The sequence below is a fragment of the Microbacterium invictum genome (assembly GCF_034421375.1).
GTDB lineage: Bacteria > Actinomycetota > Actinomycetes > Actinomycetales > Microbacteriaceae > Microbacterium > Microbacterium invictum_A.
This window is the reverse complement of the sequence record NZ_CP139779.1, coordinates 870,361-885,728: the sequence shown is the minus strand read 5'-3', so window position 1 is coordinate 885,728 and position 15,368 is coordinate 870,361. Positions and strand designations below refer to the sequence as shown.

At 68.7% G+C, this 15,368-nt stretch carries 12 protein-coding genes and 1 tRNA gene; 2 read left to right on the top strand and 11 right to left on the bottom strand.

Features of this window, described 5'->3' with window-relative positions; all coding sequences use genetic code 11:
- Positions 1-36: 36 nt before the first annotated feature.
- Positions 37-1,581 carry an alpha/beta hydrolase-fold protein gene (locus T9R20_RS04200; RefSeq protein ID WP_322411295.1) on the top strand — a complete coding sequence of 515 codons (1,545 nt, stop codon included), beginning with the start codon at positions 37-39 and terminating at the stop codon, positions 1,579-1,581.
- A 31-nt stretch (positions 1,582-1,612) separates the two neighbouring features.
- On the opposite strand, the gene T9R20_RS04195 is transcribed toward T9R20_RS04200, so the two are convergent.
- Positions 1,613-2,239: a MerR family transcriptional regulator gene (locus tag T9R20_RS04195; protein ID WP_322411294.1), complete on the bottom strand. Its 627-nt coding sequence runs from the start codon at positions 2,237-2,239 to the stop codon at positions 1,613-1,615.
- Positions 2,240-2,307: 68 nt separating this feature from the next.
- On the opposite strand from T9R20_RS04195, the gene T9R20_RS04190 reads away from it, so the two are divergent.
- Complete coding sequence (locus T9R20_RS04190) at positions 2,308-2,808, top strand: DUF4188 domain-containing protein (protein WP_322411293.1); 501 nt, start codon at positions 2,308-2,310, stop codon at positions 2,806-2,808.
- A 73-nt stretch (positions 2,809-2,881) separates the two neighbouring features.
- On the opposite strand, the gene T9R20_RS04185 is transcribed toward T9R20_RS04190, so the two are convergent.
- The 10 genes from T9R20_RS04185 to T9R20_RS04140 form a co-directional block, all read right to left on the bottom strand.
- Positions 2,882-2,954: transfer RNA gene (locus T9R20_RS04185), tRNA-Arg, on the bottom strand.
- Positions 2,955-3,039: 85 nt separating this feature from the next.
- The gene (locus T9R20_RS04180; protein ID WP_322411292.1) at positions 3,040-3,600 is read right to left on the bottom strand and encodes an asparagine synthase; all 561 of its coding nucleotides are present in this window, start codon (positions 3,598-3,600) and stop codon (positions 3,040-3,042) included.
- Between the two features lie 69 nt (positions 3,601-3,669).
- On the bottom strand, positions 3,670-4,614 hold the full coding sequence (locus T9R20_RS04175) for an aldose 1-epimerase family protein (protein ID WP_322411291.1): 945 nt from the start codon (positions 4,612-4,614) through the stop codon (positions 3,670-3,672).
- 89 nt (positions 4,615-4,703) lie between these two features.
- Entirely contained in the window at positions 4,704-7,688 is a 2,985-nt protein-coding gene (locus tag T9R20_RS04170; RefSeq protein ID WP_322411290.1) for an immunoglobulin-like domain-containing protein, read from the bottom strand.
- A gap of 34 nt (positions 7,689-7,722) precedes the next feature.
- Entirely contained in the window at positions 7,723-9,234 is a 1,512-nt protein-coding gene (gene araA, locus T9R20_RS04165; protein WP_322411289.1) for an L-arabinose isomerase, read from the bottom strand.
- Between the two features lie 31 nt (positions 9,235-9,265).
- A complete protein-coding gene (locus tag T9R20_RS04160; protein WP_322411288.1) occupies positions 9,266-10,849 on the bottom strand; it encodes a xylulokinase in 1,584 nt (527 codons plus the stop codon).
- The gene (locus T9R20_RS04155) at positions 10,846-11,565 is read right to left on the bottom strand and encodes an L-ribulose-5-phosphate 4-epimerase (RefSeq protein ID WP_322411287.1); all 720 of its coding nucleotides are present in this window, start codon (positions 11,563-11,565) and stop codon (positions 10,846-10,848) included. The genes T9R20_RS04160 and T9R20_RS04155 overlap by 4 nt, the downstream gene beginning before the upstream one ends.
- Positions 11,565-12,626 (bottom strand): ABC transporter permease, encoded by a 1,062-nt coding sequence (locus T9R20_RS04150; RefSeq protein WP_322411286.1) that lies wholly within the window; start codon positions 12,624-12,626, stop codon positions 11,565-11,567. The genes T9R20_RS04155 and T9R20_RS04150 overlap by 1 nt, the downstream gene beginning before the upstream one ends.
- Entirely contained in the window at positions 12,623-13,720 is a 1,098-nt protein-coding gene (locus tag T9R20_RS04145) for an ABC transporter permease (protein WP_322411285.1), read from the bottom strand. The genes T9R20_RS04150 and T9R20_RS04145 overlap by 4 nt, the downstream gene beginning before the upstream one ends.
- The gene (locus T9R20_RS04140) at positions 13,717-15,294 is read right to left on the bottom strand and encodes a sugar ABC transporter ATP-binding protein (protein ID WP_322411284.1); all 1,578 of its coding nucleotides are present in this window, start codon (positions 15,292-15,294) and stop codon (positions 13,717-13,719) included. The genes T9R20_RS04145 and T9R20_RS04140 overlap by 4 nt, the downstream gene beginning before the upstream one ends.
- Positions 15,295-15,368: the final 74 nt, after the last annotated feature.

Genomic DNA, 15,368 nt, shown 5'->3' with positions numbered 1-15,368 from the left:
TCGACATGCTCGACAACTCTTCAAGGAGGAATAGTTATGGGAGCTTTCATCGCGGTACGGCATCGGGGGCCCGGCAACGAACGGGACATCAACGCTCCTCTTGGCCGGACGAGATCGCTTGCAGCCCTCGGGATCGCCGTCGCTCTGGTGCTGGGCGGGGTGCCGGCGACCGCGCACGCCGATGACGTCGACCTGACTCCTGGACCGACCGTGTACGCCGACCCGAACTCGCCGACGGGCTACACCGGTCAGTTCGTGTACTACAACCCCGATGCGACGAGCGTGCGTTTCGTCGCAGACATCCTGCTCCGGAACTGGGCGGACACGGCTGATCCGACCGTCTACCAACCCGAGGAATACTTCCCAGGACTCATGCGTGGTGGTGGCGGGTACGACGTCGAGATGACCGAGGTGGGCGACGGCTATTGGGTGACCGAAGTCCCCCTCGCCGCTGGAGCGAATCAGTACTGGTTCTACGTCGACAACGACACCAGCCTGTGGGTGGCCGACCCTGCGAACACTCCGATCTTCGCTCCGGACGGACTCACCGGTACCGCGCGCCGGGCATTCAACAAGGTGTTCGTTCCGTATGACGCTGAGAAGCAGGAGTTCGAGCCGCTGGCTGCACGCCAGATCGAACTTCCGCGTGAGGATTCACCGAAGGGCTCGTGGAGCTATGTCCCGTTCGAGGTGAACGGAGCCACCCGTACGGTGGGCGTCTACCTCCCGCCGGCTTACGACCCGAACCGCGCTGAACCTTACAAGACGATCTACATGCAGCACGGTGGCGGGCAGGACCAGTCGGACTGGATGAACATGGGGAACGTCCCCGTCATCATGGACAACCTGCTTCAGGATGGCGACACCGAGCCGGCTGTCGTCGTCACGACGAACACCAACTACCTCGGCGCCCCCGGCGAGGGTTATCCGAACTTGCGCAACGTCGTTCTGCCGTTCATCGAGGCGAACTACAACGTCTCCACCGACCCGATCGACCGCGCCTTCGCCGGCCTGTCCGCGGGCAGCATCGTCACGCAGAACCTCATCAACAACGACCCCACCCTCTTCGGCTACTACGGTCCATGGAGTGGCGGGGCTCGGCTGAACGCAGATACACCCAATCTCGCGGCGCCCTACATCCTCTTCGGAGGCGGCCAGTGGGACTTCGGCCTGCCGAACGCCGGGACGGTTTCTGCCTACGACGAGGTCGCCTTCGTCGAGAACGAGGTCGTAGCCGGCGCGCACGACTTCAATGCCTGGAACCAGCTGTTCACGATCTTCGCGCGTGACTACGTGTGGCAGCCCGAGGCCTTCCTCGAGGACGAGTTCACCCAATTGCTCGACGGCGTCGCGCAGTCCGCACTGAACCGCGGGAACAAGAACGCCCTCACTGTGAAGCTCGAGAAGGGATGGCAAGACCTCCAGGCGGGCGACACCGCCGGCGCGCTGCGGTACGTCGAGCGGATGGAGGACCAGCTGTCACGGTTCGCGTCGAACGGTCAGCTCCCCCAGGACCAAGCTGACGCACTGAAGAACGTCGCCGATCAGGTCGTCTTCAACCTCGGATACTGGCAGCAGTAGCCGGGTCCCAACCCGGGGCCGGCGCGCGGAATCACCCGTTCGCCGGCCCCTCTGCCTGCGCGAATTGCTCACCGGAGACGATCTGCTGAGCCGCGCGTCGCAGCGCCAGGAGCAGAGGCTCGGTGAGGACCGTTCCGAGCACCACGTAGCGCACCGCGTCCTCGATCGAATCCGCGGGAATGCCCTCGATCTCCGCCTCCGCGATGCGTCTCGCCGAGCCGATGTACACCTCCAGGACGTCGGGGGGCACGGCGAATCCGGCGCGCTCGAGGGTGCCGAGCGCCCCCGCGAGTCCGCCGAGGAGGCGGGGCTCGCAGGTTCCGGGGCGTCCACCGAGGCGCTCGTACAGGACTTCGGCGGCGGCGGTGTCGATATCGTCCGGCACCGGGGGCGTCACGGCCCCGTGGGCGACGCCGAGCAGGTCGTAGGCGCCGGGCGGCGGGGCATCGAGCGCGGCGACCACCTTGCGGATCTCGGCCACGCTGACACCCGCGCTCACGAGCGCCCGGACCACTCGAAGGCGTTCGACGTGCCGTGGGCCGTAGTCCGCCTGCGTCGCCGCCGTGCGCACCCCCTCCGGAAGGAGCCCCTCGCGCAGGTAGTACTTGATCGTCGGTACCGCGACCTCGGTCTCGGCAGCCAGCTCGGAAATCCTCATGTTCCCCCTTGCATTGGATAGTACAACTATCCATACTGGATAGCGACACTATCGAAAGAGGTCGGATCATGAGCAGGATCGTTGCGGGACGCGTCACGCACCACCACGAGGGAGAGCTCGTGGTCTTCCACATCGGCATGCAGATCAATCGCTGGTGGCGCTTCGACCAGTGGCTGCCGGTCTTCCTCGCGATGCCACGGATGCTCCGCGAGCAGATGACCGAGCAGGACTCGGGCATGCTCGGGTCGCAGCTGCTCCTCGGCGCGGGCGGACCGTACGTGGTGCAGTACTGGTCGTCCATCGAGAAGCTCTACGCCTACGCGTCGTCGATGGACCGTGAGCACCGCCCCGCGTGGACGGCCTTCAATCAGCGTGCACGCAAAGCACCCGGGGCCGTCGGGATCTGGCACGAGACCTTTCTGGTCGACCGCGCCGAGAGCATGTACGTCTCGACGAAGCCGATGGGACTGGCGGCCGCCACCACCGCCGTCCCCGTCAGCGGACGCCATGACCGAGCCCGCGTCCGCCTTGCGGACGGGCGCACCGTCGCGGCATCCTCTTCGCACTGAGGCACGGACAGCCGCCGGATACAGCAGAAGAGGCCCCACGCAGGGACCTCTTCTTCACTGTCTCAACACAGTGCGCGCCCGAAGGGACTCGAACCCCTAACCTTCTGATCCGTAGTCAGATGCTCTATCCATTGAGCTACGGGCGCCCGCACCCACCGCCGAAACCGGCGCACGAGCACCACACGAGAATACCCCACCACGAGCGGCGCCGCGAATCGGGCGGCCGACGGGTCAGGAGGGGTCGTCCTCGCGCCGGCGGGCGCGCCGGTGCGCCGACAGTCTCGGCAGGTCCACCAGGCGCAGCGCCTGCATGCGCGCAGTACGCATCGTCTCGTAGTCGGGATCGAGGTCCGGACGCATCGCCTCGACCTTCAGCCGACGCTGGAGGTTCGATTCCACGTCGCCCCACGCGGCATCCCGAGCCCTCTCGACGAGGTCGCGCACGGATTCGGGGTCTTCCGCCACCTCGCGGAGCCTCTTGGCGACGCCCTCGTACTGCCGGCGACGGCGGCGGAGGTTGCGGGTATCCCGGTCGCGGTAGTCGTGGGTGCCGTCCGGGTCGGAGAACTTGCCCCACGCCTTCTTGCGCTGGCGGCGAGCGAGATCAGCCGCGGCATCCTGCTCGTCCGCGAGCGCGAGCAGCGTCGCCCGGGCGAACTGCTCGAAGGGCCCGTACTCGAATGTCTCGCCGTGGGCGATCGTCTCGACGAGGATGCGGTTGCGGACGGCGAGGCGGGCGGCAGCAGCGGCGATCGAGACCCCCTCGCCGATGGCTTCGGCGGTCTTACCCATCGACACCCCCTCCCTCCCAGGCTACCGGTCGGGTCCGACCGTCCGGAGGCGGGGGCTGCGCGCGAGGGCTCAGCCGATGGCGGAGATCCGCCACGAGGCATCGGATGACGCGCCCGGCGCGAGCTCGATGAGTCCGGCGTCGAAGTCGTACCTGCCGGCGTTGAACGCATCGGGCGCGCAGGTCATCGGCTCGACGGCGAGGCCCAGGCGCGAGACAGCCTTGTCGGGCTTGTCGGCGGTGTGGATCTGGGCCCACGGGCAGGCCGTGTTCCAGGTCATGGCGACACCGGTACCGTCGGCGGAGGTCACGCGCACCGTGGCGAAGCCGTCGGCGTCGCGGGCGAACCCGGTGTAGGCGTGGTCGATCTCGACCTGACCGATCCGCCGGGCGCGACGGAAGTCGAACCGCTCGGCGCCGGCGATCTCGACGGGCTCGAGCGACACGGGGATGAGCCGGTCGTCGGTGACGGTGAGCACCTCGTCGGCGGGGACCTCGAGCGTCCATTCGTCGACCAGGCCCGGGCCGGCGACCAGATACGGGTGCGGCCCCGTCCCCCAGGGCGCTGGCTCGTCGCTGTGGTTGTGCACCCGGACGGTCTGGGTGAGGCCGTCGGACGAGAGGTGGAAGGTCGTCTCGACGCCGAGCTCCCACGGGTAGCCGGTCTGGGCGACGATCGTCGCCGCCAGAGTGACGTGGCTCGGACCCTTGTCGATGGCCTCGAAGTCGAGCCAGGAGGCCAGACCGTGGAGCGCGTGCCCGCGCGCGGGCTCGGTCAGCGCGACGCGACGCTCGACGCCGCCGAAGGTGAAGACGCCGTCGACCACCCGATTGGGCCAGGGCGCGAGCGTCGCCCCGCGGTAGGACGGTCGCACCTCGTCGGCGCCGAAGGGGACGACCAGGTCACGGCCCTGGAAGGTCAGGCACCGCAGCGTCGCACCGACGCTGGCGATGCACGCCTCGTAATCGCCCGCGCGAAGGGAGTGCTGCGTGCCGGAAACGGGGTGCGAGACCATGTCGATGCTCCTGGGGTGTGGTGACGTTCGAGTATGACCCACGACGCGGGGGCCCGCGCAACCGGTGCGCGGGCCCCCTCGTCAGCGGATCAGCCGCAGGTCGCGGCGGCGACCGTCGCGGCGGTGGTGAAGGTACGATCGTCGGCGCCCGTCGCGGTGACGGCCACCGGCGTCGAGGGCGCCGAGGCGACCCGGGTCGAGAACGAGCTCGCCACCGTCTTGCCCGGCTGGACCGTGACCGTCTTCCCTCCGAAGGCGCCCGACAGCGTCACCGTGGCGGCGACGTCGTCGGCGTTCGTGACGCTGACGACCTGCACGACCTTGCCGACGACGCAGCGCGTGGCGGTCGTGACGGTCAGGTCGAGTCCGAGCGGCACGGTCTCGGAGGCCGAGGCGCTCACGAGCCCGTCGCGGTACCCGTCGTAGCTCGCCGTGACGCTGCCGACGCCGGTGGGCACCTCGACCGAGGCGACCCCCCCGTCGGCGGCGACGAGCGCGACGGTCTCGGACCAGTCGTCGCCGGCGAAGGTGACCGAACCCGCGACCTGGCCCTCGTCGGAGGCGGTGACCGTCGCCGTGGCCACACCGTCCTCGACGGAGAGCGCGGTCTCCGAGGCCACGGCGGCCACCGAGGTCCACTGCTGCATCGCGGTGAGCACCTGCTGCGAGACGCTAACGAACGACCCGTGCCGCGGGCTTGCGGGAAGCCCGCCCGGGGCCCGGACGTTCCAGGTCGATCGCTGCGAGAGGCGGTCGGCCTGCCTGCTCGAAGCGATCTCGTCGCCGGAGGTGACGAAGGCCCGGTATCCGCCGGCGCCGTAGTTGTCGACGAGGAAGACGTATCCGTCGTCATCCGGGGTGTTGTTCGGGTCGCCCTCGTTCAGCTTGATGATCTGCGGGCCCTCCCCCGCCTGCCCCGTCTCCAGCGTCGTCATGCGGGTGTCGGTCAGCTGCCAGGATGACGCGGGGTCGGCGTTCCAGTCCGACCGCGTCGTGGGTGCGGTCAGCACGGTCGACCGCTCGAGGAAGATGTCCTTCCCCGCCTCGAGACCGTCGGCTCCGCCGCCCTCTTCGTTCTTCGTGAACCGGTAGTAGTAGTCGCCGATCTTCTGCACGGTCGAATCGATCCGCGCGAACCCGGTGTCCTGCCAGCTCGTCGGCGGGTAGGTGAAGGTGGTGAAGTCGCGCGTGAGGACGTAGAACATCCGCGCGTAGAGGTTGTCGGAGTTGGACTTCGTCTCGTCGGAGTACAACCGCGAGGCGAAGAACACCACGTACGACTGCAGGTCGTCGTCCCAGTACGCCTCCGGCGCCCACGTCATGCCCGCCGCCGGCTGGTTGATCGTGATGCCGGTGTTCTCGCCGTTGGTGCGCGTCCATTCGACGAGGTCCTCGGACTCCCACACCTCCACCTTGAGGCTGCCGTCGGATTGGGCCGGGCCCCATCCGGTGCCGCATCCGATGCAGAGGTCGGTGGCGATCATGTAGTACTTGTCGCCGTTCGCCGAGCGCAGGATGTACGGGTCGCGAAGGCCCGTGGTGTCGGTGGTGGACGTGATGGTGGGCTGACCGCCGTTGACCGGCGAGAAGGTGAAGAAGTCGTTCCCCGACGTCGCCGCCTGGTAGATCTTCTCGTCGGAGTCGGACCTGAAGTACGCCGCGGCGTAACCGGCGTCGGGCGCGGAGCGCCCGAGCTCGGCCACCGTGATGACGAATTCGCGGGTCTGCGTCTGTCCGTTCAGCTCCGCCGACGCCGTGAGCGTCACCTCGCGGTCACCCTCTCCGTAGCCGGGGCGGGTGACGAGACCTCCGCCTCGGAACGGGTCGGCGGCGCCGGCGGCCGGGGCGACGTACCCCGGATCGGTCGAGGTCACGAGCGCCGGGTCGGACGAGGTCCAGGTGATCTCGGCGCCGTTGACGGTACCGGTGGTCACCAGCGGCAGGTTCTCGGTGGTCCGGGGCTTCAGGACGATCGCGTCGAGGTCGGCGCCGACGACCGGCGCGAGCACCGTGACCCCGAAAGTGAGGGTCGATCCGAGGCCGGTGGTGGCGGTGAGGGTGACCGGGGTGTCCTCGGTGATCGCGCGCGAGACCTCGCCGTCGGTGGAGACGACCTCGGGGTCGGATGACTCCCAGGCCAAGCTCACGCCGTACAGGGAGGACGGCAGGGTCAGCGTGCTGGTGACCTCGTCGAGTGACGGGTTGGCCGCACGCACGGTGGGCTCGATGTCGAGGCGGATGAGCTCGGCGGTGGAAGCCGCCTTCTGCACCGCGGTCGGCATGCTCGAGGACACCTGGTCACCGGTGAGGGCGACATCCCAGAACTTCACGTCCGAGACGTCCGCACGCAGGAGCGGGTCGCCCTGATAGAGCGAACGGCCGAGGTAGCCCAGCACGGTGCCGCTCGGGATGATCGACGCCATCGACTTCGAGTGCGTGAGCGTCGAGATGACAGCGCCGTCCCGGTAGAGAGTCAGTGTGTTGCCGCTGCCGACCATCGTGAGGGTGGTGAAGCCCGGGTTCAGGCCGCCGCCGGCCGGCATCCGGGACTCGCCGTTGCCGGAGTCCTTCACGCGGATGGCGGCGAGCACCTGGTTGGTGTAGCCTCCCTGCGCGTTGCGGGGGCTCAGAAACACGTGGTTGCCGAGCTGCGTGGTGTTCCACGGCCCGACGCCGTCGCCGATGACCCACCCGAAGTGGTTGGCCCCCGTCTGGGTCGTGACGGTGTACTCCACGGTGAAGTCGTTGTCCGTCCCCGTGACCAGACCCTTCGGCAGCGCCGCGTACCCGTCCGCCCTGAACCGCAGCGTGTCATCTCCGGCGAGGTCGACGAAGGACGCGTCGCTGAGGCCGGTGAGCGTGGCGTTGCGGCCGTTGCCCGACACGTCCAGGAGGGTCGACCCGCTGTGCGACATGTCGTAGTGCGCTGTCGGGGCCGGCACGTCGGCGGCGAGCGCCGCCGTGGGGGCTGTCAGCCCCAGCATCGACACGGCGAGCACGCCGGCGACACCGCCGGCGACCGCACGCCTGAGAGACCGCCGCCGGGCAGGCGCGGGAAGGGGACGTGGACTCATCGGTGAGTTCCTCCTGGGTGGGGGATGCGCGCGCTCAGAAGCCCTGGGCGAGCCGGTAGTAGGCCTGGTTCCAGCGGAGTTCGCGCTGGAACCCGCGGACGGTGGTGTCCTCGTCGATGACGAGGAGTTCGGTGGCGGCGATGTCGGCGAAGTCGCGGAACACCTCGATGCCCACCTGCGTGGTCATGACCGTGTGATGCGCGGCGCCCGCGGCCAGCCAGCAGGTGGCGCTGGTGGCGAAGTCGGGCTGCGGCTTCCAGACCGCCCGGCCCACGGGGAGTTTGGGGAGGTTGGGAGCGTCGATGTTCTGCACGACGTTGGCGACCAGGCGGAACCGATCGCGCATGTCGCTCATCGCGACCACCAACGCGGGCCCGGGGTCGGCGGTGAACACCAGCCGTACCGGGTCGTCCTTCCCGCCGATCCCCAGCGGGTGCACCTCCAGACGCGGGCGAGCCGTCGTCAGCGACGGCGAGACCTCGAGCATGTGGGCGCCCAGGATCTTCTCGTCCCCCGGTACCAGGTCGTAGGTGTAGTCCTCCATGAGACTCGCCCCGCCGGGGAGCCCCGTGCCCATCACGTTCGCGACCCGCACGAGGATCGCGGTCTTCCAATCACCCTCGGCACCGAATCCGTATCCCTCGGCCATGAGTCGCTGCACCGCAAGGCCGGGCAGCTGCTTCAGCCCGCCGAGGTCTTCGAAGCTCGTGGTGAACGCCCCGAACCCGCCCTCCTCGAGGAAGGCGCGAAGCCCTAACTCGATCGCGGCGCCGTCGCGGAGGGACTGGTGACGCTCCCCTCCCGGACGCAGGTGCGGGGCGATGTCGTACAGGTCGGTGTACTCCTCCACGAGGAGGTCGACATCCTCGTTCGAGGCGGCGTCGACGGCCTCGACGAGCTCGTTCACGCCCCAGGTGTTCACCTGCACACCGAACCGCAGCTCCGCCTCGGTCTTGTCGCCCTCGGTGACCGCGACGTAGCGCATGTTGTCCCCGAACCGCGCGAGCTTCAGCGACCGCGCCGCCGCCCATCCGGCCGCTGCGCGCTGCCAGTCCTCGACCTGCTGACGCACCGCGGGGTTGGACACGTGCCCCACCACTGTCTTTCGCGCCACCCCCAGGCGGGTCTGGATGTACCCGAACTCGCGGTCGCCGTGGGCGGCCTGGTTCAGGTTCATGAAGTCGAAGTCGATGTCGGCCCACGGCAGCACCACGTTCGCCTGGGTGTGCAGATGCAGCAGCGGCTTCTGGAGCGCATCCAGACCCGCGATCCACATCTTCGCCGGGCTGAACGTGTGCATCCAGGCGATCACACCGATGACGTTGTCGCGCGCGTTGACATCCAACGCCAGCCGTCGGATCGAGTCCGCATCCTTGCGCACCGGCTTCCAGACGACCTTGACCGGCAGATGTCCGAGGCCCGCGGCGACCTGCTGGGACTGCTCGGCCACCTGCCGCAGCGTCTCCTCGCCGTAGAGGTTCTGGCTGCCGGTGACGAACCAGACCTCCAGGTCGTCGAAGCTCGTCGAAAGGGTGGTGCGGGTCATGGGGTCCTTCTCTTGTGGGGAATGCGGATCGTCAGTGCACGTCGGCGGCAGCACGCTCGGCCGCGAGACCCTCGTGGTATCGCGTCAGGTAGCGGGCGAAGCCATCGACGTCGTCGGCGTCCGGGGTGACGGTGGTCACCTCGGCGCCGGCGAAGACGTGGTCGGTCAGGTAGGTGGACAGGGGTGTCTCGGCGTGGGCGAGGTACGCGGCGAGCACCGCGATCCCCCAGGGCCCGCCCTCGGCGGCGGTGTCGCCCACCGCGACGGGAGCGTTCAACGCGCCGGCGAGGAATCGCTGCGCGACACCGGCGGTGCGGAAGACCCCGCCGTGGCCGAACATCCGGTCGATCTCCACGCCCTCGGCATCCAGGACGCGCATGCCGAGCGCGAGGGTGGCGAAGATGCCGTAGACCTGCGCGCGCATGGCGTTGGCCAGGGTGAATCGGCTGTCGGGGGTGCGGAGGAACATCGGCCGCCCCTCGTCGAGGCCGGCGATCGGCTCTCCGGAGAGATGGTTGTAGGCCAGCAGGCCACCGGCGTCGGGCTCACCGGCGAGCGACTCCTCCAGGAGCACCCGGAACACCTCGTCGGCGCCGAGCGGCGTGCCGGCGGCGTGGGCGAAGCGGGAGAACATCCCCGCCCAGGCGCCGAACTCGCTCGCACCGTTGTTGCAGTGCACCATCGCCACCGGGTCGCCGGCCGGCGTGGTGACGAGGTCGATCTCGTGGTGGACCCCGGCGATCGGCCGCTCGAGCACGACCATGGCGAAGATGCTCGTGCCCGCACTGACATTGCCGGTGCGCGGGGCGACCGCTCCGGTGGCCACCATGCCGGTGCCCGCGTCTCCTTCAGGAGGACACAGCGGGATGCCGGGGCGCAGCCCGCCGGTCGGGTCGAGCCGCCGCGCGCCGGTCTCGGTCAGCACGCCCGCCGGCTCGCCCGCCCGAAGCACGCGCGGCAGCACCTTGCGCGCCGACAGCGCCGGCGCGCGGTCGGCGACGAGGGCGTCGAACCGGTCGATCAGGGCGCCGTCGTAGTCGGTGCCGGCCGCGGCGATGGGGAACACTCCCGACGCGTCGCCGACGCCGAGCACCCGCTCGCCCGTCAGCTGTTCGTGGACGTAGCCGGCGAGGGTGGTGAGGTGATCCAGGTCTGCAAGGTGCGCTTCACCGTCGAGGACCGCCTGGTAGAGGTGTGCGACCGACCACCGCAGTGGGATGTTCACGCCGAAGGCCTCGGTGAGGGCTTCGGCCGCCTGCCCTGTGGTGGTGTTCCGCCACGTGCGGAAGGGCACCAGCAGCTCGCCGTCGGCATCGAACGCGAGATAGCCGTGCATCATCGCGGAGATCCCGAGCGCCCCGTAGGTCTCGGGGGCGACGCCGTACCGGCGCTCCGCATCCGCGACCAGGTCGGCGTACGCCGCCCTCAGTCCCGTCCAGACGTCGTCGAGCGCATAGGTCCAGATGCGGTCCTCGAACCGGTTCTCCCAGGCGTGCGATCCCGTCGCGAGGACCCGGCCGGGGTCATCCGCATCGATCAGGCAGGCCTTGATCCGGGTCGAGCCCAACTCGATCCCCAGCGCCGTCCGTCCGGCGCGAATCACCTCGGCGCTCACTGATCGTGCTCCCCCTCGCGGCGTTCGTCTCCGGCCTGGCCGTAGACGTTCTGGTAGCGGTCGTACAGGCGATCGATCGCCTCCTGCGCGATCGGCACCAGCTCACCGCCCTGCCGTGCGAGGTGCACGGTGCGCGCCACGTCTTCGACCATCACCGCCGCCTTGACGGCGTCCTTCGCCGAGACCCCGATCGTGAACGGACCGTGGTTCTGCATGAGCACCGCCCGCGACCGGTGCCCGCGGAGGGTCTCCACGATCCCGCGCCCGATGGAGTCGTCGCCGATGATCGCGAACGGACCCACCGGGATCGGTCCGCCGAACTCGTCCGCCATCGCCGTGATGACGCAGGGGATCTCCTCCCCGCGCGCCGCCCACGCCACCGCGTAGGTCGAGTGGGTGTGCACCACACCACCGACCTCCGGCATGTGCCGGTACACGTACGCGTGCGCCGCCGTGTCGCTGGACGGCGACCGCTCGCTGCCCGGCGTTCCGGGGACCACGGTGCCGTCCAGGTCGCAGAGGATCATATTCTCCGGCGTCAGGTCGTCGTACGACACCCCCGACGGCTTGATCACGAACAGATCAGTCCCCGGCACCCGGCCCGAGACGTTGCCGCCGGTCCACACCACCAGGCCGTACCGCACCAGCTCGGCGTGGAGCGCAGCGACATCCCTCCGGACCGCCTCGATCGCGGCGTCGACCTCGGGAGTAGTCATCAGCTCGCCCGACGGCGAGTGAGGGCCCGCTGCAGGAGCACGAAAACGAGCAGCACGCCGCCGGTGATGATCGTCAGATACTCGGGATTGATCGTGCCGTCCTTGGTGATGATGAGGCGCATCGCCGCGATCACGAACACACCGACGACGGAGCCCAGGATGTAGCCGTAGCCGCCGGTGAGCAGCGTTCCGCCGATGACGACGGCGGCGATGGCGTCGAGCTCCCAGCCGATGCCCGTGACGTTCTGCGCCTTCCCGCCCACTTCGGCGGTGTACACGATCGCCGCGAGGCCCGCGAGGGCTCCCGAGATGATGTAGATGCCCACGCGTGTTCGAGCGACCGGAAGACCCATGAGCGCGGCTGACGACTCGTTGCCGCCGATGGCGTAGACCGTGCGCCCGCTCCGGCTGCGGTGCAGGTAGAACATGCCGCCGAGCACGACGAGCACGGCGATGATCAGCCCGGGCGTGACCGTGAAGTCGTTCACCCTCGGCCCGTCGAGGATCTTCCAATCCGTGGCGAGGAGGTGGATCGGCGAGCCCTCGGGCGCCTGCACCGGCGTCGTCGAGAGGATCGATGCCAGACCTCGCGCGAGGAACATCATCGCGAGCGTCGCGATGAACGGCTGGACGTTGAAGTACTGGACCATCACTCCCGCGAGCGCCCCGAATGTGGCGCCGGACAGAATCATCAGAGCCATCGAGGCCCAGCCGTCCACGCCGATGTTCATGACCATGACGCCGGCGACGGAGCTGAACGCCACGACCGCGCCGACCGACAGGTCGATGCCGCCCGAGACGATCACGATGGTCATGCCGACGGCGAGGATGATGGTCGGCGCGAAGCTGATGAGGAGGCTCGACATCGTGCCCGCGTGGAAGACCCTGCCGTAGGCGATCTCGGCGTAGATGAGCATGCCGAACAGCAGGACGAGCGCGGCGAGCGTGGGAACCAGCGTCTGGTTGCGTTCCCAGAGCCCCGCGAGCCGCCGGGCACCCCTGCTCTCGGGAAGGTCGGGGACGGGGGGAACGGCATCGGCGAGCGTGCGCGAAGAGCTCATGCGACGGCCTCCTTCGAGACGGGAGTGCCCTGCTCCGCTGCGGGTCGAGTGGGCCCACCGGGATCGCCGGTGGGTGTGCGCGGCGTTCTCTTCCGTCCGAGCACCCACGAGCGGACGCGCTCGGACTGCAGGAGCACGAGGACGATGATGACGACGGCCTTGAAGGCGGGAGTGGCCGCGGCGGGGATGCCCAGGAACAGCACGGTCTTGTTCAGAGTGGCGATGAGGAGGGCCCCCACCGTGGACCCCACGATGGAGAACTTCCCGCCGGCGAGGGAGGTGCCCCCGATGACGACGGCGAGGATGGCGTCGAGTTCCATCAGATTGCCCGTCCCGCCCACGCTCACCGTCATGACTTCCGAGACGCTGAACAGCCCGCCGACAGCGGCGAGGGCAGCGGCGAGGACGTACACGCCGAAGAGGATCGGGCGGGGACGGATGCCGGCGAGCCGGCTGGCGTGGGGGTTGATCCCGATCGATTCGATCATGAGTCCCAGCGCGGTGCGGCGCATCACCAGGGCGACGAGGACGACGATCGCGATCGCCAGGACGAAACTCGTCGGCAGACCGAAGATCTGTCCGTTCGCGAGCAGCCGGAACGGCTCGTTCGTGGCGTTGGTGTTCTGGCCGCCAGTGATCACGCGGGCGATTCCGCGGGCTGCGAGCATCATGATCAGTGTCGTGATGAAGGGCTGCAGCCCGATGACGGAGACGAGGAAGCCGTTGATCGCGCCGAGGACGATCGCCAGGGCGAGCGCCAGTCCGATCGCCGTCAGCATCGCCCCCACGGGCGCTGCCCCGTCCAGGCTCGAGAGGGTCTCCATGGCGACCGCGCCGCCGACCGCCATCATCGAGCCGACGGAGAGGTCGATGCCTCCCGTGGCGATGACGAAGGTCATGCCGAGCGCGATCATGATGATCGGCGCCGAGATGCGCAGGATGTCGAGGAGGTTGCCGGTCAGAAGCCCCGTCGTCGGGTTGACGCTGAGCGCCAGGTAGCCCGGATCCTTCAGAGTGTTGATCGTCAGCAGCAGCGCGATTCCGACAATGGCCCAGAACCAGGGCGTGCGCAGCGCGATCTTGAGACGGTTCATGACGCTTCCCCTTCGTGGCGTGCGGCCGCTTCGGTCGAGGTCGCCGCATGCCCCTCCGTCTCGGTGGCGATGATCGAGACGATGCTCTCGGCGGTCACTCCCGGCCCGTTCACGACCTCGCCCACCTTCTCGTGGTCCTTCAGGATCACGATGCGCTCCGAGAGCCGGACGACCTCTTCCAATTCGGACGAGATGAACACCACACCCATGCCGCCCTCCGCGAGCTCGGCCACGGTCTCCTGGATGTCGGCCTTCGCTCCGACGTCGATCCCGCGTGTCGGCTCGTCGAGCAGGAGGAGATCGGGGTCGGTGGCCAGCCAGCGACCGAGCAGCACCTTCTGCTGGTTTCCGCCCGAGAGCAGACGGATCGGACGGTCAGGGTCGTTCGGGCGAACGCTGAAGCGCTCCATGTAGGTCTTCACGAGCTGGTCGACCTCGCGTGCCGGAACGCGGCGGAGCCATCCTCGGCGAGCCTGCACGGCGAGCATGATGTTCTCGCGCACGCTCAGATCGCCGACGATGCCGTCGTCTCGACGGCTCTCGGTCGAGTACGCGATGCCCTGCGACAATCCCGCGACGGGCGAGGTGAGCGAAACCTTCTCACCGCGGATCCGCACGGTTCCCGAATCGGCCCTGTCCGCCCCCGCGATGAGCCTCGCGAGCTCGGTACGGCCGGCTCCGAGCAGACCCGCGAAACCGACCACCTCGCCGGCGTGGATGTCGAGGTCGGTGGGCGCGATCGCGCCCTTGCGGCCGAGATTCTCGGCCGCGAAGAGCGGCGTCGCCGTGCGGTCGCGCTGCTGGGTCTGACGATTGGATCCGAGGGCCCGCAGCGCTTCGAAATCCTTGCCGATCATCTTCGAGATGAGCTGGGTGCGATCGAGGTCGCGCGTGAGGTACTCGCCGACGAAGGTGCCGTTGCGCAGGACCGTGATGCGGTCGCTGATCGCGTAGACCTGGTCGAGGAAGTGCGAGACGAAGAGGATGGCGACGCCTTGATCGCGGAGGCGGCGGATGACACCGAACAGCACCTCGACCTCGTTGGCGTCCAGGCTGGAGGTGGGCTCGTCGAGGATCAGCACTTTCGAGTTGGTGACCATCGCGCGGCTGATGGCGACGAGCTGCTGGAGGGCGATGGAGATCGACGAGAGAGGCGCACGCGGGTCGAGGTCACCCAGGCCCAGACGGGCGAGGCCGTCTCTGGCTCGGGCGTGCGTCTTGCGCCAATTGATCCCGCGCCAGTCGCGCACCTCGTGCCCGAGCATGACGTTCTCACCGATGGTGAGATTCGTGCACAGGTTGACTTCCTGGTAGACCGTGGAGATCCCCGCGGCCTGTGCAGACGCGGTGCCGGCGAAGTGCCGCACCTGGCCGGCGACGACGATCTCGCCCGAATCGATCTGGTAGACGCCGGTGAGCGCCTTGATGAGCGTCGACTTTCCCGCGCCGTTTTCGCCCATGAGGGTGTGCACCTCGCCGGGGAGCAGCCGGAAGCTGACGTCGTCGAGTGCCTTCACTCCGGGGAAGCTGATGGACGCGTTGCGGACCTCGACGATCGCGAGAGGTTCACTCATGGCTGCGTGTTTCCTTCGTGGTGCGGGAAAGCCCTGCGGATGCGAGACATGTGCACGCGAGGGCCACCGGAACG